The sequence below is a fragment of the Streptomyces halobius genome (assembly GCF_023277745.1).
Taxonomy (GTDB): domain Bacteria; phylum Actinomycetota; class Actinomycetes; order Streptomycetales; family Streptomycetaceae; genus Streptomyces; species Streptomyces halobius.
In genome coordinates this window covers 6,456,770-6,478,948 of record NZ_CP086322.1, presented here as the reverse complement: position 1 = coordinate 6,478,948, position 22,179 = coordinate 6,456,770, and the positions used below count along the sequence as shown (strand labels likewise).

The 22,179-nt window shown below is 71.0% G+C and carries 20 protein-coding genes and 2 tRNA genes; 4 read left to right on the top strand and 18 right to left on the bottom strand.

Annotation, left to right across the window (positions count from 1 at the left end):
* Positions 1-3: 3 nt before the first annotated feature.
* Complete coding sequence (locus tag K9S39_RS42490; protein ID WP_319949591.1) at positions 4-225, top strand: hypothetical protein; 222 nt, start codon at positions 4-6, stop codon at positions 223-225.
* A 304-nt stretch (positions 226-529) separates the two neighbouring features.
* On the opposite strand, the gene K9S39_RS29330 is transcribed toward K9S39_RS42490, so the two are convergent.
* From K9S39_RS29330 to K9S39_RS29315, 4 genes are all read right to left on the bottom strand, one after another.
* Entirely contained in the window at positions 530-1,375 is an 846-nt protein-coding gene (locus K9S39_RS29330) for a DegV family protein (RefSeq protein WP_248866348.1), read from the bottom strand.
* Positions 1,376-1,583: 208 nt separating this feature from the next.
* On the bottom strand, positions 1,584-2,348 hold the full coding sequence (locus K9S39_RS29325) for a hypothetical protein (RefSeq protein WP_248866347.1): 765 nt from the start codon (positions 2,346-2,348) through the stop codon (positions 1,584-1,586).
* Positions 2,349-2,523: 175 nt separating this feature from the next.
* The gene (locus tag K9S39_RS29320) at positions 2,524-5,436 is read right to left on the bottom strand and encodes a leucine--tRNA ligase (protein WP_248866346.1); all 2,913 of its coding nucleotides are present in this window, start codon (positions 5,434-5,436) and stop codon (positions 2,524-2,526) included.
* Positions 5,437-5,863: 427 nt separating this feature from the next.
* Positions 5,864-5,936, bottom strand: a tRNA-Ala gene (locus K9S39_RS29315).
* A 153-nt stretch (positions 5,937-6,089) separates the two neighbouring features.
* Between K9S39_RS29315 and K9S39_RS29310 the strand changes: the two genes are divergently transcribed.
* Complete coding sequence (locus tag K9S39_RS29310) at positions 6,090-7,472, top strand: glycosyltransferase 87 family protein (protein WP_248866345.1); 1,383 nt, start codon at positions 6,090-6,092, stop codon at positions 7,470-7,472.
* Positions 7,473-7,661: 189 nt separating this feature from the next.
* Here the strand turns inward: K9S39_RS29310 and K9S39_RS29305 are convergent, their stop codons facing one another.
* From K9S39_RS29305 to K9S39_RS29265, 9 genes are all read right to left on the bottom strand, one after another.
* On the bottom strand, positions 7,662-7,895 hold the full coding sequence (locus K9S39_RS29305; RefSeq protein WP_004571982.1) for a hypothetical protein: 234 nt from the start codon (positions 7,893-7,895) through the stop codon (positions 7,662-7,664).
* Positions 7,896-7,898: 3 nt separating this feature from the next.
* On the bottom strand, positions 7,899-8,147 hold the full coding sequence (locus K9S39_RS29300) for a hypothetical protein (RefSeq protein ID WP_248866344.1): 249 nt from the start codon (positions 8,145-8,147) through the stop codon (positions 7,899-7,901).
* Between the two features lie 213 nt (positions 8,148-8,360).
* Positions 8,361-8,433 (bottom strand) — tRNA-Ala (locus K9S39_RS29295).
* Positions 8,434-8,560: 127 nt separating this feature from the next.
* Positions 8,561-9,214, bottom strand: a complete 654-nt coding sequence (locus tag K9S39_RS29290) for a histidine phosphatase family protein (protein WP_248869018.1) — start codon at positions 9,212-9,214, stop codon at positions 8,561-8,563.
* The gene (gene rsfS / locus K9S39_RS29285; RefSeq protein WP_248866343.1) at positions 9,211-9,645 is read right to left on the bottom strand and encodes a ribosome silencing factor; all 435 of its coding nucleotides are present in this window, start codon (positions 9,643-9,645) and stop codon (positions 9,211-9,213) included. The genes K9S39_RS29290 and rsfS overlap by 4 nt, the downstream gene beginning before the upstream one ends.
* 258 nt (positions 9,646-9,903) lie before the next feature.
* A complete protein-coding gene (locus tag K9S39_RS29280; protein WP_248866342.1) occupies positions 9,904-11,691 on the bottom strand; it encodes an LCP family protein in 1,788 nt (595 codons plus the stop codon).
* A gap of 24 nt (positions 11,692-11,715) precedes the next feature.
* A complete protein-coding gene (gene nadD, locus K9S39_RS29275) occupies positions 11,716-12,327 on the bottom strand; it encodes a nicotinate-nucleotide adenylyltransferase (RefSeq protein ID WP_248866341.1) in 612 nt (203 codons plus the stop codon).
* A 52-nt stretch (positions 12,328-12,379) separates the two neighbouring features.
* Positions 12,380-12,538, bottom strand: coding sequence for a hypothetical protein (locus K9S39_RS29270; protein WP_248866340.1), 159 nt, complete (start codon positions 12,536-12,538; stop codon positions 12,380-12,382).
* 125 nt (positions 12,539-12,663) lie between these two features.
* The gene (locus K9S39_RS29265) at positions 12,664-12,816 is read right to left on the bottom strand and encodes a hypothetical protein (protein WP_248866339.1); all 153 of its coding nucleotides are present in this window, start codon (positions 12,814-12,816) and stop codon (positions 12,664-12,666) included.
* A 132-nt stretch (positions 12,817-12,948) separates the two neighbouring features.
* Here K9S39_RS29265 and K9S39_RS29260 point away from each other — a divergent pair, with 132 nt between their 5' ends.
* A complete protein-coding gene (locus K9S39_RS29260; RefSeq protein ID WP_248866338.1) occupies positions 12,949-14,052 on the top strand; it encodes a M48 family metallopeptidase in 1,104 nt (367 codons plus the stop codon).
* Here K9S39_RS29260 and K9S39_RS29255 read toward each other — a convergent pair.
* The 5 genes from K9S39_RS29255 to proB all read right to left on the bottom strand — a co-directional run bounded on the left by K9S39_RS29255 (position 14,015) and on the right by proB (position 19,536).
* A complete protein-coding gene (locus tag K9S39_RS29255) occupies positions 14,015-15,142 on the bottom strand; it encodes an SCO2583 family membrane protein (protein WP_248866337.1) in 1,128 nt (375 codons plus the stop codon). The two genes, K9S39_RS29260 and K9S39_RS29255, sit on opposite strands and share 38 nt — an antisense overlap.
* A 170-nt stretch (positions 15,143-15,312) precedes the next feature.
* Positions 15,313-15,975 (bottom strand): SCO2584 family spore wall biosynthesis protein, encoded by a 663-nt coding sequence (locus K9S39_RS29250; protein WP_248866336.1) that lies wholly within the window; start codon positions 15,973-15,975, stop codon positions 15,313-15,315.
* A gap of 107 nt (positions 15,976-16,082) precedes the next feature.
* On the bottom strand, positions 16,083-17,351 hold the full coding sequence (locus tag K9S39_RS29245; protein ID WP_248866335.1) for a glutamate-5-semialdehyde dehydrogenase: 1,269 nt from the start codon (positions 17,349-17,351) through the stop codon (positions 16,083-16,085).
* 263 nt (positions 17,352-17,614) lie between these two features.
* On the bottom strand, positions 17,615-18,112 hold the full coding sequence (locus K9S39_RS29240; RefSeq protein WP_248866334.1) for a hypothetical protein: 498 nt from the start codon (positions 18,110-18,112) through the stop codon (positions 17,615-17,617).
* A gap of 269 nt (positions 18,113-18,381) precedes the next feature.
* Positions 18,382-19,536: a glutamate 5-kinase gene (gene proB / locus K9S39_RS29235; RefSeq protein ID WP_248866333.1), complete on the bottom strand. Its 1,155-nt coding sequence runs from the start codon at positions 19,534-19,536 to the stop codon at positions 18,382-18,384.
* Between the two features lie 460 nt (positions 19,537-19,996).
* Here proB and K9S39_RS29230 point away from each other — a divergent pair, with 460 nt between their 5' ends.
* A complete protein-coding gene (locus tag K9S39_RS29230) occupies positions 19,997-22,084 on the top strand; it encodes a HupE/UreJ family protein (RefSeq protein ID WP_248866332.1) in 2,088 nt (695 codons plus the stop codon).
* Positions 22,085-22,179: the final 95 nt, after the last annotated feature.

Here is a 22,179-nt window from a genome sequence, read left to right as displayed (position 1 = left end):
GGCATGGACGGCAGGTCCGACACCGAGACCGCCGCTCCCCTCCCCACCGCCACTCCCCTCCGCGAAGAGCGCGGCGGCCCGCGCCCGCACCGCCTCCGTGGCATCTCGGCGCCGCTCGGCACGCCCCGTCCCAAGCCGGAGCCGGCGCGCCCGCTCCCGCTGACGATGCCGAACGCGCGGGTCGGAGCCGACGGCCCGGCCAGGCCCGGCACTCGCGCCACCTGACCGAGCCGAGGAGCGAGACGCAGCGGACGGAGGAAACGAGGCGGATGAGGCAGACGAGGTGGAAGAAGTGGACAGGGCGGATAGCGCGGATGAGACGGATGATGCAGACGGAGCCGGCGAAGCCAACGAACCGACCGAACCCGACGCGACGAACGCCCCCGGCGACCCCACAGAACCTGATCGAGAAGTCATGCACTCGACGCTAAACACCGCACGCCGATCCCGCCGATCAGCGTCAATTCCCGTGGATAACCCGCCAGTTGTGGATAACTCCCTCACCCACGGGGCAGCCGGCCATGCCCTCTCACCGCGGCGACACCACGGCCCCCAGCAGCCCCGGCCCCGTGTGCGCGCCGATGACCGCGCCCACCTCGCTCACATGCAGCTCGTTCAGCCCCGGCACCCGGTCGCGCAACCGCTGCGCCAGCGCGTCCGCCCGTTCCGCCGCCGCGAGATGGTGCACCGCGATATCGACCTGCCCCTCCCCGGCCCGTTCCGCGGCGATCTCCTCCAGCCGCGCGATGGCCTTGGACGCGGTACGGACCTTCTCCCGCAATTCGATCCGCCCGTCGGCCAGTTGGAGGATCGGCTTGACGGCGAGCGCCGAGCCCAGCAGTGCCTGGGCAGCGCCTATCCGGCCACCGCGCCGCAGATAGTCCAGAGTGTCGACGTAGAAATAGGCGGAGGTCCCGGAGGCACGCTTCTCCGCGGCCGCCACCGCCTCGTCCACGTCCCCGCCGGCCTCCGCCGTCTCCGCGGCGGCGAGGGCGCAGAAGCCGAGGGCCATCGCGACCATTCCGGTGTCCACGACGCGTACCGGAACCGGGGCGTCCTTGGCCGCGAGCACCGCCGCGTCGTAGGTGCCGGAGAACTCCGAGGTGAGGTGGAGGGAGATGATGCTGCGCGCGCCGTCCGCGGCGACCGCGCGATAGGTCTCCTCGAAGGTCGCGCGGCTGGGACGTGAGGTCGTCACCGGCCGGTGCTTCTGGAGCGCCTCGGCGAGGGATCTCGCGGAGATCTCGGTGCCCTCTTCGAGTGCCTGGTCCCCCAGGACGACGGTCAGCGGCACAACCGTGATGCGGTGACGCTCAATTGCCGCCCGCGGCAGGTAGGCCGTGGAATCGGTGACGATCGCGACATGGCGGGACATGACTGGGAGATTATCCGGCCATCCCGAAGCCCGACAGTGCGGGCCCACCCCAAGATCTTCCAAGGCGCGTCAAGGCTATGCCAAGTGCCCCCGGGCGGTGCCGTCAAGACTTCGCCCCCCGAAGACCCCGCCCCCACCAAGACTTCGCCCCCGAAGGCCCAGCCCCACCCCGCCCCACCCCCGATGTCGCCCCTTCGGGTACGCCCCCTCAGGGGGAAGTGCCCTCCGTCCTCGGGGCCTTCTGCCACGGGTAGGACGGTTGGGTCCGCGGGTCCTTGGCCGTGATCGCCGGCGGTGCTTCCGCATCCGACGGCTCCTCGCCCGCAGGCCCCCAGGAGTACGAGCCGTCAGCCGCACCGGGCCGCGCACCGCCCCCGGAAGCTCCTGCCGTACCGTCGCCGACCCCTGCGGTTCCGTCCACCGACGGCTCCCGCGTCCAGTGCCGCAGCGCCCCCGCCTCCATGTCGATCTGGTCGCTCAGCGCGGCCAGACCGTCGTCCGCGAACTTCCGGGCCCGGTCGCGCGCCGCCCAGCGCAGCGACTCCGCGGAGTGCGTGATCCGCTCCATGCGCTCCCTCAGGCCCGGCAGCCGGGCGGCGATGGTGGCCTTGTCGGGCTCCCGCTCCAGCCGCCTCAGCTCGTCGTCCAGCTCATGGCCATGGGCGCTGAGCTGCTCGAAGAGGCGCAGGGACTCGCTGAGCGAGGCATCCTCCTGGGCACCGGTGCGCAGCGCCTCCTGGGTGGCCCGCATGGACGTACGCAGCGACAGCCGCAGCTGCGCCAGCTCGCCGGTCACGCCGGGCTGGGTGTACTGCCGGGCCCGCAGGCTGGTGTCCTCGACGGTTCTGCGGGCCTGGGCGACCGTGCGGTCCACGCCGCGCTTGGCCGCCTGGACGGCCTTGACGGCGACGAACACCCCCGCCGCCACGAACAGCACGAAGAGCAGCGCGAAGATCGCGACAGCGACTTCCATGGGTGTCCCCCAGACGTCTCGGCGGCGCCGGTTCGTACGCCCGCGCCCTGTGTCTCCACGGTAACGGCTCGGGCAGGTCGGGGGTTCCCTTCGAACCCCTAACCTGCCCGTAGGGGAAAGCACCTATACCGCGGGTGTACTGCGCCCGAAGCGCCGCCGTGGCACGGCCCGGCCGCTATGCCGGGACGATATTGACCAGCTTCGGCGCCCGGACGATCACCTTCCGGATGCCTGCGCCGCCGAGCGCGGCGACCACGGCCGGCTCCGCCAGCGCGGCCGTCTCCAGGTCCGCGTCGGAGATCGACGGCGCGACCTCCAGGCGGGCCTTGACCTTGCCCTTGACCTGCACGACACAGGTCACCGCCTCGTCCACGACGTACGCCGGGTCGGCCACCGGAAAGTCCGCGTGCACGATCGTCTCGGTGTGGCCCAGCTTGCGCCACAGTTCCTCGGCGATATGCGGCGCCAGCGGGGCGATCAGCAGCACCAGCCGCTCGGCGACGGTGCGCGGCACCGGGTTGCCCGCCTTGGTCAGGTGGTTGTTCAGCTCGGTCACCTTGGCGATGGCGGTGTTGAAGCGCAGGTTCGCCATGTCCTGGGTGACGCCGTCGATCGCCTTGTGCAGCGCGCGCAGAGTGGCCTCGTCCGGCTCCGTGTCGACGACGGTGACCTCGCCGGTCGCCTCGTCCACGATGTTGCGCCACAGACGCTGCAGCAGGCGGTACTGGCCGACGACCGCGCGGGTGTCCCACGGACGGGACACATCCAGCGGGCCCATCGCCATTTCGTACAGCCGCAGTGTGTCCGCGCCGAATTCGGCGCAGATCTCGTCCGGGGTGACGGCGTTCTTCAGGGACTTGCCCATCTTGCCCAGGACACGGCTGACCTTGTCGCCCTTGTAGTAGTACGCGCCGTCGCGCTCCTCGACCTCGGCGGCGGGGACGGCGATACCACGGCTGTCCCGGTACACGAACGCCTGGATCATGCCCTGGTTGTAGAGCTTGTGGAACGGCTCGCACGACGAGATGTGGCCCAGGTCGTGCAGCACCTTGGACCAGAAACGGGCGTACAGCAGGTGCAGTACGGCGTGCTCCGCGCCGCCCACGTACAGGTCGACACCGCCGAGCGGCTGCCCCTCGCGCGGCCCCATCCAGTACTGCTCGACACCCGGCTCGACCATCGCGTCGGCGTTGTTCGGGTCCAGGTAGCGCATCTCGTACCAGCACGAACCCGCCCAGTTGGGCATGGTGTTGGTCTCCCGGCGGTAGCGCTTGACGCCGTCGCCCAGGTCCAGCTCGACGTTGACCCAGCCCTCGTTGCGGGACAGCGGCGTCTCCGGCTGGGTGTCGGCGTCGTCCGGGTCGAAGGTGCGCGGCGAGTAGTCCTCGACCTCCGGCAGCTCCAGCGGCAGCATCGACTCGGGCAGCGCGTGCGCCACGCCGTCCTCGTCGTAGACGATCGGGAACGGCTCGCCCCAGTAGCGCTGCCGGCTGAACAGCCAGTCGCGCAGCCGAAAGTTGACGGTGCCCTCGCCGATGCCCTTGGCGGCCAGCCAGTCGGTGATCTTCGCCTTGGCCTCGGCCACGCCCAGGCCGTCGAGCGTGATCTCCGTGTCGGACGAATTGACGATCTTCGCGTCGTACGAGGAGAAGGCGTCGTCCCAGGTCGACGGGTCGGTGCCACGACCATCGGACGGCTCCACGACGCAGCGCATCGGCAGCTCGAAGGCCCGGGCGAAGGCGAAGTCACGGCTGTCGTGGGCGGGCACCGCCATGATCGCGCCGGTGCCGTAGCCCATCAGGACGTAGTCCGCGATGAAGACCGGCACCGGCTCGCCGCTGACCGGGTTGGTGGCGTACACGCCGGTGAAGACGCCGGTCTTGTCCTTGGCCTCGGCCTGCCGCTCGATGTCCGACTTGGCGGCGGCCTGCTTGCGGTACGCGTCGACCGCCTGGGCCGGGGTGGCATGACCGCCGGTCCACACCTCGTGGGTGCCCTCGGGCCAGGCGTCCGGCACCAGGGAGCCGTTGCCGTTCTCGCCCGCGACCAGCGGGTGCTCCGGGGCCAGCACCATGTACGTCGCGCCGAACAGGGTGTCCTGGCGAGTGGTGAACACGATGATCTTTTCGTCGCCCACCGGGAAGTCGACGCGCGCACCCTCGGAGCGGCCGATCCAGTTGCGCTGCTGCAGCTTGATGGCCTCCGGCCAGTCCAGCGCGTCCAGGTCGTTCAGCAGCCGGTCGGCGTAGGCGGTGATGCGCATGTTCCACTGGCGCAGCTTGGCCTTGAAGACCGGGAAGTTGCCGCGCTCGGACCGGCCGTCGGCGGTGACCTCCTCATTGGCCAGTACGGTGCCCAGCCCGGGGCACCAGTTCACCGGCGCGTCCGAGGCGTACGCCAGGCGGTACTCGCCCAGGACGCCGGCCCGCTCGGCATTGCTCAGCTCCGCCCAGGGACGGCCGTCGGGGGTCCGCCGGGTGCCGGCCTCGAACTGCGCGACCAGAGTGTCGATCGGCCGCGCCGCGTCCGCCTCCGGGTCGTACCAGGAGTTGAAGATCTGCAGGAAGATCCACTGCGTCCACTTGTAGTACGCGGGGTCGATCGTCTCGACCGAACGGCGCTGGTCGTGGCCCAGCCCCAGGCGGCGCAGCTGGCGCCGCATATTGACGATGTTGGCCTCGGTGGAGACCCGCGGGTGGGTGCCGGTCTGTACGGCGTACTGCTCGGCGGGCAGTCCGAAGGCGTCGAAGCCCAGGGTGTGCAGGACGTTGTGGCCGGTCATCCGCTGGTAGCGGGCGTAGACGTCGGTGGCGATGAACCCCAGGGGGTGGCCGACGTGCAGACCGGCGCCCGACGGGTAGGGGAACATGTCCATGATGAACTTCTTGGGGCGGGCGACCAGCGCGGCGTCGCCCGCCAGGTCACCTCCCCCTGGATTCGGGGCCTCGTAGGTCCCCTGCGCATCCCAGAAGTCCTGCCAGCGTGCCTCGATGTCGGCGGCCAGCGCGGCCGTATAGCGGTGCGGAGCCACCTCGGCGGGGGCACCGCCCGCGCCATGGGCAGCGGGGGAGGTAGTCGTCTCGCTCATCGTCCTAAAGCTCCATCGATCGTCTCTGCCTGCGGCTGCTGCGACACGGTTCCCGCCGAAACAAAAATGCCCCTCGCACAGGAGGGGACGCCGCGCCGATGCCGACCCGGGCGGCCACAGCGGATGGCCCGGTCGGAACTGATCAGCGCGGCCCGCTAAGCAGAAGGCGTACGGCACGCATGGCGTCAGGGTACCGCAGGGTGCCACGGGGCCGCGCCGAGGATTCCGCCACGCGGACGCGCCCCTGTCCGGGCCTGACGGCGTCGCCGGCCCTGCGCCTGTACGGGAACGGCAACTCATCATCCGCGATCTCCCGTTGACCGGATATCAGCTCGCCCGGGGAGGAACTCCGCGCCCGTATGCCCGGATCTGTCGCAGCGCACAACAGAGCGGGCCGCCCGCTTCGGACGACCCGCTCTGAATATTGTGGAGCTAAGGAGAATTGAACTCCTGACCTCCTGCATGCCATGCAGGCGCTCTACCAACTGAGCTATAGCCCCTTGTCCTGCTCCGCCGCGGCTCCCCGCTGCGGCATCGCCTACATTACACGGCCCTCCGGGGCTTTCGCCAAATCGTTCTCCCGGGGGCCCGCCGGCACGACGCGCGGTACTGTCGGCGATCTGTGCCCGATTCGTCCTGGGGAGCCGTACGCCGTGACCGCGCTGGAGCTGGAACAGTCCGCCGCCCCCCGCGGCCCCGCCCCCCTCAGGGGCCTCGTCCGCCGGCACCCGACCGTGGCGGCGGCCGTGGCCTGCGCCGTCTCCTTCGCCGCCTTCTGGGCCGCCCAGCGCCTCGCCCACGTGACGATGATCGACCTCATGGTCTACCGCGCCGAGGGCTGGACCGCCCGCAATGGCGAGGACCTCTACGACATGGTCGCGACCTCGGCGCATCTGCCCAACACCTATCCGCCCTTCGCCGCGCTGCTGTTCACGCCGCTCACGTTGGTCGGCGTGCCGACGATGCGGACCCTGGCCACCGCCGGCAACCTCCTGCTGCTGGTCACCCTCGTCCATCTCTCACTGCGGCTGGTGGGCCGTCCCCGGCGGCTGCCCCGCCCTGCGGCGGCGCTCGCGCTCTCCGCCCTGCTGGTGTGGTGCGAGCCGGTGTGGACGACGCTGCGCTACGGCCAGATCAACCTCCTCCTGGCGGTGCTGGTCCTGTGGGATCTGACCCGCAAGGACACCAACCGCTGGGCGGGCATCGGCATCGGCATCGCGGCCGGCATAAAGCTCACGCCCGCGCTGTTCGCCGTCTTTCTCGCGCTGGCCGGAGCCGTCCGCGCCGGGCAGCGGATACGCGCCGGCGCAGGGGTACGCGCCTCCTGGAACCCCTGGCTGCGGCAGGCCGCCGTCGCCATCGCGGCCTTCCTCGGCACCGCCGCCCTCTCCGCGCTCGTGCTGCCGCGTGACGCACACCGCTTCTGGACGGAGATCGTGTTCGCCGCCGACCGGGTCGGTGAGGTGGAGATCACCGCGAACCAGTCGCTGCGCGGCGCGCTCGCCCGGCTGCTGCACACCCACGACCCGGGCACGGCCTGGCTCGTGGTGGCCGGTCCGACCGCGGTGCTCGGGCTGACCCTGGCCGTACGGTCCCTGTTGCGCGGGGTGGGGGCGCCCCCGGCCGAAGGCCCAGGGCGCGCCTGGGCCGCCGTCGCCTGCGCCGCGACCGCGCTGCTGGTCAGCCCGGTCTCCTGGTCGCACCACTGGGTGTGGAGCGTACCGATGCTGATCCTGCTCGGCTCCGAGGCGCTGCGCCACACCGGGAGCGCCGCCCGCCACTGGTGGACGACGACCGTCACGATGGGCCTGCTGTTCTGCTCGTTCGCGCTGTGGTGGGTGCCACACCGCTGGCACCAGCACGAGGAACTCCACCAGAACGGCGCCCAGATGCTGCTCTCCGGCAGCTATCCGCTCGCCGGCCTGGCCCTGCTCGCACTGACCGCGGCCCGCCTGTGGCGGCTCGGAGAGCGCCGTGACCGGAGCCCCGGCGGCTCGGCCGACGAAGGCCGTACGCACGCTCCTCCGGTGGCATGACAGGCCGTCAGCCGCCCTTCCCTGCCTGCGGTCGCCGTGGTCTCGGACGACGATGAGCGGCATCTCCCGACCTGTGTACGGGCGTTAGCGGGGCGCGCGGCAGGCGCTACCTCTCGCTGCTCCCCCTCACCGCTACTGCTCGCCGCTCGTCCTCGCCATCCCGGACCGGGCGCACCCGGGACACCCGGCTCACGCCGTCGCGAACGAATAGAACCGCTTCAGCGTGCAGTGCTCGTCCAGCAGCCGGCCGTAGATCGGTTCCCCGTCGAGCTCCCGGTAGGTCTCGATGGGGTCGCCCTTTATGACCAGGGCTCTGGCGCATTCCTCGCACCAGTACTGGTAGTCGGCGTTGACCGGTTCCATGTCACGGACGATCGGCGTTCCGCTGCCGCACCAGTCGCATTTCCTGCTGTGAGCGCCCATCAGTCAGCTCCAACTGTGGCCGCAGGCCGTACAGACAAAAGAAATCCCCCCGTTGTCGCCGAGCATCTGCGCGACATGCGAGGAACCACAGGAGGGGCACTGCAGGACGGAATCACTGCCTCCACTGCACACGGCCCCGGGGCCGTCGAGCGGACAGGTGAAGCGGAGCGCGTATTCCGGCAGCCAGTCGTACCCCTGCGCCTCGGCCACTTCGAGCAGGTCATTGACCCCCTCAAGGATGCTCGTGGGCATCGCGATATCTCCTCCCCTGGCAGCGCCGTCCGATTCTGCCACGGACCACCGGCAGGGGGCAGGCCCGCCTTCGCGCCACCCAGGCCGGCGGGTACGAACTCCAACACCCCGGGGAGAGGCGGGCGGTCGGAAGGCCCAGGCCCGGCACCGCCATAGCGGTCGCCCAACGCAGAGATCCCGCCCCCTACGGCGGGGACGGGATCTTCCGGGCTGTGGAGCTAAGGAGAATTGAACTCCTGACCTCCTGCATGCCATGCAGGCGCTCTACCAACTGAGCTATAGCCCCGGGTCTTGTTCCGGGCCCTCCGGGTTTCCCCCGGCGGCGCCGCGAACAAGATGAACTTTAGCCTGCGACCTGCCCAGATGTGAAATCCGGTCGGCCGGGCTCCCGCCGCGGGGACCGGATACGGGGATCAGACGTCGTCCCCGAGCACCGGCTCCGGCAGGGTGCCGGCGTTGTGCTCCAGCAGGCGCCAGCCGCGCGCGCCCTCGCCCAGCACGGACCAGCAGCAGTTGGACAGCCCGCCCAGACCCTCCCAGTGGTGCGGGTCCAGGCCGAGCAGCCGCCCGATGGTGGTGCGTATCGTGCCGCCGTGGCTGACGACGACCAGGGTGCCGTTCCCGGGCAGCTTCTCGGCGTGGTTGAGCACACACGGGGCGGCCCGGTCGGCGACCTCGGTCTCCAGCTCACCGCCGCCGCGACGCACCGGCTCACCGCGCTTCCAGGCGGTGTACTGCTCGCCGTACCGCACGAGGATCTCGTCGTGCGTCAGCCCCTGCCAGGCGCCCGCGTACGTCTCGCGCAGGGCGGCGTCGTACGTCACGTCGAGGTGCGTCAGGGCGGCCAGCTCGCGCGCCGTCGCCCTGGCGCGCCGCAGGTCGGAGGCGATGATGGCGTCCGGCTTGAGGGCCGCGAGCAGCCGGGCCGAGCGGCGCGCCTGCCCGAGGCCCGCCTCCGTCAGCTCGATGTCCGTGGATCCCTGGAAGCGGCGCTCCAGATTCCAGGCCGTCTGGCCATGGCGCCACAGGACGACGCGGCGACCACGGTCGCGCTTGGTGCCGTTCAGCGCAGGTCTCCGTCCTGCTCACCCGCGGTGGCCTCGGCGTACTCAGCGGCCTTGCCCCGGGTGGCCCTGGCCTCCTCGGGGAGGTCGATCTCGGGGCAGTCCTTCCAGAGGCGCTCCAGCGCGTAGAAGACGCGCTCCTCGCTGTGCTGGACGTGCACCACGATGTCGACGTAGTCGAGCAGCACCCAGCGGGCCTCGCGGTCGCCTTCGCGGCGGACCGGCTTGGCGCCGAGGTCCTTGTTGAGCCGTTCCTCGATCTCGTCGACGATCGACTTGACCTGGCGGTCACTGGGGGCCGAGGCCAGCAGGAAGGCGTCGGTGATCGAGAGGACGTCGCTGACGTCGTAGGCGATGATGTCGTGCGCGAGCTTGTCGGCCGCTGCCTGGGCGGCGGCGTTGATGAGCTCGATGGAACGGTCCGTGGCGGTCACAAGCGGCTTTCCGGGTCGGGGGCGGCGTCTCCGGCCGGGGCGGCGGCTCGCGGCGGCGTCGCGGCGCGCCACCGCCGCCATGGGTGGCCGGATCGGCGGTCAGGTACCCCTCAAGGGTCTCACGGACCACCGACAGCCCCGGATGGCTTTTCGAACACACCCGTCGGTCCGCGATCGGGCCCGCCCCACCGGCCGGGCCCGACCGTCCCGGCCGAACCCCAGGTGGGGCGGGTGGCAGGCCCGCGTCCGGACCTTTGCTCAGCCCTTGTAGTCCTGCCCCAGGACGACGGTGACATCGGCGTTCGAGGCGCCCTTGCCCTGCTTGACCACGCTCACGGGCAGGCCCAGCGTCTTGGCGACCTCCTCGGCCCGCGCTTTCCGGCCGGCGTCCGCGTAGGTCACCTGGGACGTGGTCCGGGCGGCCGTCGCGGATCCGTCGTCGACGAAGGTGTAGCCACCGTTGACCAGTGCGACCTGCGCCTTTCCGGTGGCGTCCCGGGCGCCGCTGGCGTTACGGACCGCGACCCGGGCGGTCGCCTCGGGGTCGGTGTTCTTGACGGTGCCGCCGAGCACGTCCTTGACGACGCTGTCCGAGGCCGTCTGGCTGAGCGTGCCGTCCGCCTGCACCGGCAGCAGGGTGGTGCGGTAGGCGCCGGTCTTCGCCAGTTCGGCCCGCTGCGCCAGGGAGCTGCCCAGCTCGGCCTCGGTGAGCGGCGGGTCGAGCACCTGCAGCAGCGCCTTCACGATGGCGGTGGCGCCGTCCGCGTCGCTGGAGACCTTCTTCAGCGTGGCCTGCATGACCTGCCCGAACCGGGCCAGCTGCTTGACCTGGGACTCGCCCCGCGCCTGGTAGGTGGCGTACGCGACGGCCGCCTGCCCGTTGAGGTCCCGTGCGCGGCCCTGCTTGACCAGCGGGGAGTCGCCCTTCTTGGCGCCGGGCACGGTGGCATCGGTGTCGAGGGAGATACCGCCGACCGTCTCGACGAGGTTCTCCAGATACGGGGTGTCCAGCCGCCAGCTGGCCTTGAGACCGGCGCCGAGGAGGGTGTTGAGGGACTCCCGGGTCGCGTCGGAGCCCTCGTCCTTGACGGACTTGCCGAGGGTGGTGGGGGTCCCGTCCTCCTTGGCGAGGACGAGATTGTTGGGCAGGAGGACGGTGGTGCCCTTGTGGGTGGTCTCGTTGTCCACGAGCAGCGCCGTGGAACTGTTCCCGGTCTTGGTGTCCCGCAGGTGCACCACGAGGACGTCGCGCTTCTCGCCCTTTCCGGCGACCTGCTGGCCGGTGGCCTGGCCGGACAGCCCGGGGAGCTTGCCCGCCCACCACAGATAGCCGACGCCGCCGGCGACCACCAGGGCCAGCACGACGGTCAGGGCGACGATCCGGCTGCGGCCCCGGCGCTTGGCCTCCTCGCGCCGCTCGGTGCGGCTCTCGGTGAACTTCAGCCAGTCGATGACGTCTTCGGAGTCCTCGTCCGGTTCCTCGATGAAGGAGAACTGCTCGGTGCGGTACTCCGGGGCGGCCGACGACGCGCCGGCGCCACCGGACGCACGGGACGTGGCGCCGCTCTCCGCCGCGCCGCCCGCCGACGGGGCGCGGCGCTGCGCCGGCCGCGGCTCCTCGTACTGCTGCGGCCCGCCCTGGCCGTAGCGGGACTCGTCGTACGGAACCTGCTCGTACGGCGTCCGCGGGGCCTGCTGCGGGATCCACTCCTGCTGCTGAGGCTGGGCGTACGGATCGTACTGCTGTGAGTAGCCGGTGGGTTGCTGTCCGCCTCCGTATGACGCGTCGTAGCCGTATTCCTGCTGTCCCTGGTACGGGTCGTAGCCGTCGTACGGAGACGGGGCGGGCGGAGCGGGCGCGGACTGCTGCCCGTACGGGTCGTACTGCTGGTACGGCTGCTGCGAGGCGTCGCGGTACACCGGCTGCCCGTAGGCGTCATAGGTGTAGCCCGGCTGCCCCTGTTGCTCCTGGGCATACGGGTCCCGGGCATACGGGTCGTGGGCATACGGGTCCTGCGGCCCGTACGGATCCTGTCGGTCGCTCACCGGTGCCCCTTTCCGTCAGCCCCGTCAGCGGTCGTCGCGGTACAGCTGCTTTTTGTCGATGTAGCGCACCACACCGTCCGGAACCAGGTACCAGACCGGCTCGCCCTGGGCGACCCGCGCCCGGCAGTCGGACGAGGAGATGGCCAGCGCGGGTACCTCGATCAGGGACACCGCGCCCTTGGGCAGGCCGGGGTCCGCCAGCACATGGCCGGGCCTGGTGACCCCGATGAAATGGGCGAGCGAGACCAGCTCGTCGGCGTCGTGCCAGGTCAGGATCTGGCCGAGCGCGTCGGCGCCGGTGATGAAGAAGAGATCCGCGTCGACGTGCTCGGCACGCAGATCACGCAGCGTGTCGATGGTGTACGTCTTGCCGCCGCGGTCGATGTCGATACGGCTGACGGAGAACTGCGGGTTCGAGGCGGTCGCGATGACCGTCATCAGGTACCGGTCCTCGGCCGGGGACACCTTCTTGTGGCTCTTCTGCCACGGCTGCCCCGTGGGCACGAAAATGACCTCGTCGAGGTGGAACTGGCTGGCCACCTCGCTGGCGGCGACCAGGTGACCGTGATGGATCGGGTCGAACGTGCCGCCCATCACTCCGAGTCGCCGCTTCACGGGCCCTGTGTGCTCTCCCATGCGTGCAGACCCTACTTGGCGGGGAGCGATACCGGGGGCCGGGTGTTCAGGCTCAGCGGTCCCGGTTGAAGCGGGTGGTGATCCACAGCAGGAGGAGCAGGACAAAAAGGGCTCCGCCGCCGGTCAGGTAGGGGTTGATGCTCTCGTGCTCGCCCCCGTGTCCGTCGGCGGCGAGGGAGACCAGGGACTGTGCGGTGGTGTGCAGGCTCATCGTCAGCGGGACCTATCCAGGCTGGGATCGGGCAGAGACTTCCGCCACATCGTAAGCATCGGCTCACCCCGGGCTCACGGCGACTCCGCCCCCGGGGCGCCCCCGGCCCCCCGGAGCCCTCGGCGTCAGTCCCGGCCGCCGTAGCCGCGCAGCAGGAACCAGGCGAGGAGGGGAACGCCGACGAAACCGACGATGATCACCGTGCGCAGCAGCCAGCCGGGGCCGTCGGCCCTGGCGGTTTCCTGTGCCGCGGCCAGCAGCAGGCTCGGATTCGGCATGACGAGGCGCTCCCTTTTGTGCGGGCATCTGCGGTCATTCGGTGCGATCGCCAGCGTACGCCCGAGCATCCATTCGCCTGTCAGTGGCGTCCTCTAGTCTGAACACACGCAGTCGAACAGGGGGAGGCCCCAATGACGGAGAGCCCAGGCGGCAGCGAGAGCGTACCGAGCCGGGACCGCAGGCGTTTCCCCGGAATCTCGTCCCGCTCCTACGAGCACCCGGCGGACCGCTCGGCGCTGGTGGCGCTGCGCAAGCTGAGCGGATTCGACACCGTATTCAAGACGCTGAGCGGTCTGCTGCCCGAGCGCAGCCTGCGGCTGCTCTTCCTGTCGGATTCGGTCCGCGTCAGCGAGCAGCAGTTCGCCCATCTCAACGACATGCTGCGCGACGCCTGCTACATCCTGGACCTGGAGAAGGTCCCGCCGATGTATGTGAATCAGGACCCGCAGCCCAATGCCATGTGTATCGGCCTGGACGAGCCGATCATCGTGGTGACGACCGGCCTCGTCGAGCTCCTGGACGAGGAGGAGATGCGGGCGGTCATCGGCCATGAGGCCGGGCACGCGCTGTCCGGTCACGCCGTGTACCGCACGATCCTGCTCTTCCTGACGAATCTCGCCCTGAAGGTCGCCTGGATCCCGCTGGGCAATGTCGCGATCATGGCGATCGTGACCGCGCTGCGTGAGTGGTTCCGCAAGTCGGAGCTGTCCGCGGACCGCGCCGGGCTGCTGGTCGGGCAGGATCTGCAGGCGTCGATGCGCGGGCTGATGAAGCTGGCCGGCGGCAACCACCTGCACGAGATGAATGTGGACTCCTTCCTGGCGCAGGCGGACGAATACGAGGCGGGCGGCGATCTGCGCGACTCCGTGCTGAAGATCCTCAACATCCTGCCGCGCAGCCACCCGTTCACCACCGTCCGGGCGGCCGAGCTGAAGAAGTGGGCGGCCAGCCGCGACTACCAGCGGATCATGGACGGCCACTACGCGCGGCGCTCCGAGGACAAGGACACCTCGGTGTCCGACTCCTTCAGGGACTCCGCCTCGCACTACGCCGACTCGGTGCGCCACAGCAAGGACCCGCTGATGGGCCTGGTCCGCGATATCGCGGGCGGCGCGGGCGACTTGGGCGGCAAGCTGCGGGACACGGTGTTCCGTGGCGGCCAGCGTTCCGACGGGGGTTCCGGCGGCGCGGACGGCGCTACCGGATCGGGTGACTCGGGTTCGGCTGGGAAGTAGGCGCCAGCTCACCGCAGAGCGAGGGGTTGGCCCGGCTCCTGGAGTAGGGGTCGGTGCCCGACGGCCGCTCAACGCCGGCGCGCTGTCCCGCGAGCAGTGGACGCAGCGCGTCGGCCGGCTTGGAGGAGCAGGCGAGCGGTCCTGCCTGAAGCCTGCTCTGCAGCACCTCCAGGCGGTGGTCGTTGAGGTCGTCCCGGCTGAGGCGGAAGTGCAGTTCGCGGCGGACGGTGAAGAGTGAGGCGGCGCCCGGTGTGACCTTGCCGGTGGTCTTGTCCGTGGGGCCGTTCCGCAGCGCGTCCTTGGTGGGCCGGACGGCGTAGACGAAGGTGTAGTCGGCGGTGATGCCGAGGGCGTCCGGGCTCAACTCCCTGGCGGACAGCGTGCCGTCGACCCGTATGTCACGGTCGGCGAGCTCGGTCCGCTTGGGGTCGAAACGGACCAGCCAGCCGGTCGCCGCATACCGCCCGTCGTCGTCGGGATGCGCCAAGCTCCGGTCGAACTGGTCGAGTTGGCCGGTGTCGAGCAGCAGCCGGACCGGCCGCACCGAACCGCGGGTCAGGGTGGCCGGGTCCAGCGAGGAGCGGACGATGTAGTCCTTCGCGATGCTCAGGGCGGAGACGATCTGGCCGTCGGAGAAGTGCTCGGTGCGTTGTACGTCGGGCAAGTTGACGCCCGCGGCACCGATACGGAAGTCGGCCGCGGGGCTGTGCGCGAAGAGGTCGGCGGGCGTCGCGCCCGGCACCGTACCGGTCGGCGCGAGCGGCACGACCGTGGACCGCAGCGGCTGCGCCCGGACGGTGTCCGGGGACTGGTAGGGGTGGCGTATGCCCATGTAGACGGCGGTGCCGAAGGCGAGCACGATCAGCAGCACCAGCAGGATCGCCTGCCGGGAGCCGCCGGCCCGCAGCCAGCTGTGCCGGGTCTTGACGGCCGGGGCATGGTGCTCGCCGAGCCGCTCGTCGGCGGAGAATTCCTGCAGCCGTGCAGCTCGCACGAACGATTCGTCGAAAACAACGGATCGGAATTCGTCCTCACCGCCTCCCGAGGCGCCGTTGGGCGTCCCTTCGGGAGGGTCACCACGCCCGCTCATACCACTAGGGTAGGTCTGCCAGGGGCTCGGTAAACGCCCCGGTGCGGCCCAACTTCAGTGTCGGCTCCGGTTACCCACGGTTTTCCCTACGAGGCGCCGTACGTTTCCACGTTTCCCTACGAGGCGCCGTACGTTTCCACGCGCCGCGCCAGGAGGAGCCCAAGCGGGCGTCAGTGGGCCCGCGGCACCGCGGAGGCGGTCGGCCGCCCGGATCCGGCCGACGCGGACGGCAACAGCCCTGGACGGACTTTCTGCACGCCCTCTCCCCCGCCGGCGGAGGGCGGGTCCGCACCGGCGGAGGACGGCGTGTCCACACCGCTGGAGGCGGGCGGCGGCGCCGGGTTCTGGTTCCTGCCGGAAGCCCCGCGGTAGACGGCGACGAAGGCCAGCGCGACCAGCCCGACGCCCATCACCACAGCCAGCACCCAGGCGATCGGACGGTGCCAGCGCGCGCTGCCCCGATACGGGCGCAGCGCCCCGCCGTAGGGCCCGTACGGAGTGCGCGGGCCGTAGTCGTCGTAGTCCCCGTGGCCGTATTCGCCGTACGCGTCGTAGTCGGCGTCCGGATCCGGACCGTCCTGGTCCTCCCGGCCCTTCGTTCCGTCGCGGCCGACACCGGACCCCGAGCGGGACGCCTCGGCCTCGGCGCGCGCCTCCGCGGCGGCCAGCAGCCGCTCGACCGCGGACGGCTCACGAAACCGCGCGGACCGTACGAAATCCTCGTCGAAGACCACGGAGGCGAATTCTTCGTCCGCGTTTCCGTGGCTCCCGTGGCGGTGCTCTTCGGGCTCCTCACCGTCCGGGAACGGCTGGCCCCCCACGTCGTCCGGCACCCGTCCAGGTTAGCCCCGGGCCGTGGATTTGGGCAGGGATCCGGCCGGGGAGAACCACCAACCGCACCCCACAACGGCTCCTGCCCCGTCCACCACGACGTACGGTGCTAACGCGTGTGTCCGTCCCCCGTGACGATGTACTTCGTGGACGTGAGCTCCAAAAGCCCCATGGGGCCACGGGCGTGCAGCTTCTGCGTCGAGATGCCGATCTCCGCGCCGAAGCCGAACTGGCCGCCGTCGGTGAAGCGGGTGGAGGCGTTGACCGCGACGGTCGTGGAATCCACCAACTGGGTGAACCGGCGGGCGGCGGCCTGCGAGGTGGTGACGATGGCCTCGGTGTGGCCGGAGGTCCAGCGGCGGATATGCGCCACCGCCGCGTCCAGGTCGGGCACCACGGCGGCGGCGATGTCATACGAGAGGTACTCGGTGGCCCAGTCCTCGTCGGTGGCGGGAGCGACCAGCCCGGGGCCCGCCTGCTGCCAGGCGGCGTCGCCGTGCACGACCACGCCGGCCTGGGTCAGCGCCTCCAGGGCGCGCGGCAGGAACTTCTCCGCGATCCCGGCGTGCACCAGCACCGTTTCCGCGGCGTTGCAGACACTGGGCCGCTGTGCCTTGGAGTTGATGAGGATGTCGATCGCCATGTCGGGGTCGGCGGCCTCGTCGATGTAGACATGGCAGTTGCCGGTGCCGGTCTCGATCACCGGGACGGTGGACTCCTCGACGACCGTACGGATCAGCGAGGCGCCGCCGCGCGGGATCAGCACATCGACCAGGCCGCGGGCCCGCATCAGCTCGCGCACCGCGTCACGGCTCTCGCCGGGCACCAGTTGCACCGCGTCGGCCTGCAGCCCGGCGCTCACGACGGCGTCCCGCAACACCTCCACCAGAGCGCTGTTGGAGGCGTACGCGGAGGACGAGCCGCGCAGCAGCACGGCGTTGCCGGACTTCAGGCACAGGGCCGCGGCGTCCACCGTCACATTCGGCCGGGCCTCGTAGATGATCCCGATCACGCCCAGGGGGACCCGGACCTGGCGCAGGTCGAGACCGTTGGGCAGGGTCGAGCCGCGCACCACCTCGCCCACCGGGTCGGGCAGCGCCACGACCTGGCGGACGTCCGCGGCGATCGCCGCGATCCGCTCGGGGGTGAGGGTGAGCCGGTCCACGATCGATGCGGCGGTGCCGGCCTCCCGGGCCTTGACGACGTCCTCGGCGTTGGCCGCCACGATCGCGTCGGTGCGCTCCACCAGGGCGTCGGCGATGGCGAGCAGCGCTCCGTCCCGGGCCGTACGCGGCAGCGGCGCCAGCACGGCGGCTGCCTCCTTGGCACGACGGGCGGTGTCGAGGACGGGTGAGGTGTGGGATGCGCTGCTGGTCATGGCGGCAGCCTAGCCCGGTCGGGGGCGTGGCCATGCGGCATTTCACAGTGCGGGACGTCGGGGGGTGTCCGGTGGACGGGACCCCTACGGGATGTCCTGTAGGGGCCCCCTAAGGGGTTTCCCTCAGGGGACGTGAACGCCCCCTGCGCGGCCACAACGCGGCGGGGGCGGGCGGAATTCCCGTGGGCCGCCGAGTGCGCCCGGACGAGTGCCCGCACCAGTGCGCCCGTACCAGTGCGCTACCAGTGCGCCCGTAGGGTGCGCTAATACGGGTGTACCCCGACCCGTGCGGCCGGCGGCGGGCCGTAGCCCTCCGCGATGCGCTGGTGGTAGGTCTCGCGGTCGATGACCTCCAGGCCGACGATCTCCCACGGGGGCAGCTTGGCCGTCGAGCGGTGTTCGCCCCACAGGCGCAGGGCCACCGCCGCGGCATCGTGCAGGTCCCGCGCCTCCTCCCAGTAGCGGATCTCCGCATGGTCGTTGGCGTAGCGGCTGGTCAGCAGGAAAGGATGGTCGTGGGCGAGCTGTTCGAGCGACCGCCGCACCTCCTTCAAGGGGGCCTCGGCCCCCGAGACGCTGAGGGTGATGTGCCACAGCCGGGACGCGTCCCGGAGCTCCCCCTCCGGTGCCGGCTGTGCCGTGCCGTTCCGCTCCGCGCGCTCGTCGTCATCCGTCCGACCGGCGTCCTCCCCGGTTCCGACGCTGGTCAGCGTGCGCTCCGCCGTCCCTCGGGGCGGTGCCCCTGGGCGCCCTCGTCTCACCGGCGGCCTCCTGTGATGCGGTGCGCTCCGCCCTCGGGGGTGCGGAGCCGAATGGTGCGGTCGTTCCTCGGCGTGTGCGCTGTCGCGCCACGGGCGCCGCTCCCCTACGGCGCCCCGCAACAAAGTTGACCAGCCCGCGGGCCGTCGCGGGGGCGTTTTCGCGAAGGTCCCCAAGGAAAGGCTGGACTTCGCCGCGCGGTCCGGACGGCGCCCCGGGTGTTTTCCCGCTGTGACGGCCGTCAGTGGCGCGGCAGGCCGGCCGTCCGGCCTCAGTGGTGCAGCAGGACCAGATCGTCCCGGTGCACGACCTCCCGCTCATACGCCGGCCCCAGCTCACGGGCCAGATCGCGGGTCGAGCGACCCATCAAACGAGGGATTTCCCGGGCGTCGAAATTGACCACCCCACGGGCCACCGCGCGGCCGCTGCCGTCCCGCAGCTCCACCGGATCCCCGGCCGAGAACTCCCCCTCGACCGAGGCGATACCGGCGGGCAGCAGCGAGGACTTCCGCTCCAGGACGGCGTGCACCGCCCCGTCGTCCAGGACGAGCGCACCGCGCGGTGTGGAGGCGTGCGCGAGCCACAGCAACCGGTCGGCGGAGCGCCGGCCGGTGCGCAGGAAGTGGGTGCCGGTGCGCCCGCCGGCCAGCGCGTCCGCGGCGTGCACCGTGGAGGTGAGGATCACGGGGATGCCGGCCGCGGCCGCGATCCGGGCCGCCTCGACCTTGGTGACCATGCCGCCGGTGCCGACCCCGGCCTTGCCGGCGCTGCCGATGGAGATACCCTCCAGGTCCTTCGGGCTGCGCACCTCGGCTATCCGCGAGGTGCCCGGGGTGGACGGGTCGCCGTCGTAGAGGCCGTCCACGTCGGAGAGCAGGATCAGCAGGTCGGCGCGGACGAGATGGGCGACCAGCGCCGCCAGCCGGTCGTTGTCGCCGAACCGGATCTCGTCGGTGGCGACGGTGTCGTTCTCGTTCACGACCGGCACCGCGCCCATGGCCAGCAGCTGGTCCAGCGTCCGGCAGGCGTTGCGGTAGTGGGCCCGGCGGCTGGTGTCGTCGGAGGTCAGCAGGACCTGGCCGACCCGGCGGCCGTAGCGCGCGAAGGACGCGGTGTAGCGGGCGACCAGCAGGCCCTGGCCGACGCTGGCGGCGGCCTGCTGCCGGGCCAGGTCCCGGGGGCGCCGGTCCAGCCCCAGGGGGGCCAGGCCGGCCGCGATGGCACCGGAGGAGACCAGCACGATCTCCTTGTCCTGGTGCTTGGACAGCACATCCACCAGCGCGTCGACGCGGTCCGCGTCCAGCCCTCCGGCGGCCGTGGTCAGTGAGGACGAACCGACCTTCACCACGATCCTGCGGGCGTCCGCGACGTCCTCCCGTCGCCCGCCGCCCTCGGCCGAGGCCCTCCGGGCCGCCCCCTCACTCATACGTGCGCCTTCTGCCGCGCCTGCCACCTGCATACCCCTGTGCTCGCGAATCCGCCCCTGTACGGAAGTCCACGGGAGTCCGTACAGCTGCCCTACGGCCGCAATCTACGGCAGCCCGCCGACAACCGCGCCGCGGTTTCGCCTGGCGGACGCCCTGCTGGACGCCGCGGGGCGTCTCCCGGCCGCCTCCGCCGGGTACCGTCGGCGGCCTGCGGGGCCCTTACCGGGGTATGTCCGACGCCTTGAATTCCCCTAAGACGGACGAAGCAGCCAAAGGGTTGCGTTCGATTGGTCCGCTTCGCGGTGATGAGAGCCACAGCAGATTGTCACCAAGGCCAACAAGGTCATACGGTCGGGTGTCCATCGGTCCCGTATCGCCGCTCCGGCGGCGTCGCAGCGCGGGACCCGGCCGCCCCCCACGGCCACCCCCTGACCTTCTTGCTGCCAGGAGCCCTCCCCCGTGCCTTCCGCCGGAATCGCCCCACGCCGAGTCGTTCAGCTCGCGGCACTCTTCGCGATGATGGTCGCGTTCATCGCCCAGCTGCTCGGTGCGCTGCTTCCCGTCATTCCGCTGTTCATCGCCGCCTCGGTGGTGAACCTCGGTCTCGACCTGATCCTCCAGCACACGCAACCCGGCCTGCTCTCCGTGCTCGGGCGGATCCGCTTCGACGTCACCGTGCGCCAGCTGCTGCGCGACATGCTGATACTGGTCGGCCTGCTGCACATCGACGGCATCAACCCGCTCAACGAGCAGGCGCCGCTGACCATCACCCTGCTGCTGTTCTACGGCACGCACTTCGTGTGCCAGGCGGTCGCGGTGCTGGTCCGCAGGACCCGCGCCCTGCCGTTCGTGACGCGGAACATCGACGCCTCGGCGCTGGGCCTGTCCGACGCCCCGCCGCGCATCCTCTCCCGCCAGACGGGCCGACGGCTGCTGCGCTTCTCGGTACCGACCACGACCGGCATGATGCTCACCACGATCACCACGGACGCGTACTGGGGCGGCATCGGCCTGGCCGTCTCCCTGGCACTCTCCACGAGCGGCACGGTCTACCTGGGCACCTGGCTGCTGCCGAAGAAGCGTGCGGTCGGTGAGCAGCGCGCGCTGGAGTGGCTGGACAACTGGCTGGCCGAGTACCGGCCGACCGTCGGCATGTACTTCTCCGGCGGCTCCTCGTCCGCCTACCAGGCCAACATGTGGCTGAGCACCCTCGCCGACCTGGACGGCAACCCGATCATCGTGCTCCGCGAGCGCTTCATGGTGCAGAAGATCGAGGCCACGGACATCCCGATCGTCTGCATCCCCAAGGTCGCCAACCTGATGCGCCTGGAGCACTCCACGCTCAAGGTGCTGCTGCACCCGGCGAACTCCGGCAAGACCTCGCAGATCCTGCGCATCCCCTCCATCAAGCACGCCTTCACCAACCACGGCGAGAGCGACAAGCTGTCCTCCTGCAACCCGTACGCGAAGGCGTACGACGAGGTGTGGGTGGCCGGCCCCGCGGCCCGCGACCGCTACCAGCTCGCCGACATCGGTGTCGAGGACAAGGACGTCGTCGAGGTCGGCCGCCCGCAGCTGGCGCCGATCCAGCCCTACCAGGGCGCCCCGGCCGGCCGCTTCACCACCGTGCTGTACGCCCCGACCTGGGAGGGCTGGGACGGCAACCCGGGCAACACCTCGGTGATCCTGGCCGGCGAGAACATCGTCCGGGAACTGCTCGCCGACGAGAACGTGCGGCTGCTCTACAAGCCGCACCCGATGACCGGCTCCGTCGATCCCCGGGCGGGCGCCGCCAACGCCCGTATCCAGGCGATGATCGCGGAAGCCGACGAGCGACGCGACGGCACGCGGCCCGGCCCCGAGGCCGCCGCCGAACTGGCCCGCCGCACCGAGGAACTCCAGGCGCTGACCACCTCCGCCTTCCGCAAGAGCGCGGACGAGCTGGAGCGGATGCGGCTGCAGAGCACCCCGCCCGAGGGCCGCTCCGCCGCCGTGGACGCCGCCGTGGCCGCCTGGGAGGAGGCGTACTGGAACGCGTTCCCCGAGTGGGAGCACCACATCGTCACCGACGCCCGCCCCGGCATCTTCTCCTGCTTCAACCAGGCGGACGTGCTGATCAGCGATGTCTCCAGCGTCGTCTCCGACTACCTGAGCAGCGAGAAGCCGTACGCGGTCGCCAACACCTCCGGGATGAGTGAGGACGAGTTCCGGGCGAACTTCCCGACCGTGCGGGCGGCGACCATCCTCACCCCCGAGGCGGACGGTGTGGCCGGTCTCCTCGACGCGGTCCGCGACCCGGAGCTGGACACCCTCGCCGAGGCGCGCGCGGAGCTCAAGGAACATCTGCTCGGCCCCTCGGACCCGCCGTCCCTGGTGCGCTTCAACCAGGCCGCGCTGAACCTGTGCGCCAAGGCCGACGAACGCCGCCTGCGCATGGAGAGCCGACTGGCCGGCATCCCCGGACAGCGCTCTCAGGAGGACGTGAAAGCCCCTCAGGCGGCCGAACGCGAGTCCAACGGCGCCTCGGACGCACCGGCCGCCGTCTAGCCCGCAGACGGGCGCTCAGGGCCGCGCACGGCCGGCCCCGAACGAACGCCAGGCCCCCGGGAGGGTTCCTCCCGGGGGCCTGTTGGGGTTGTGGG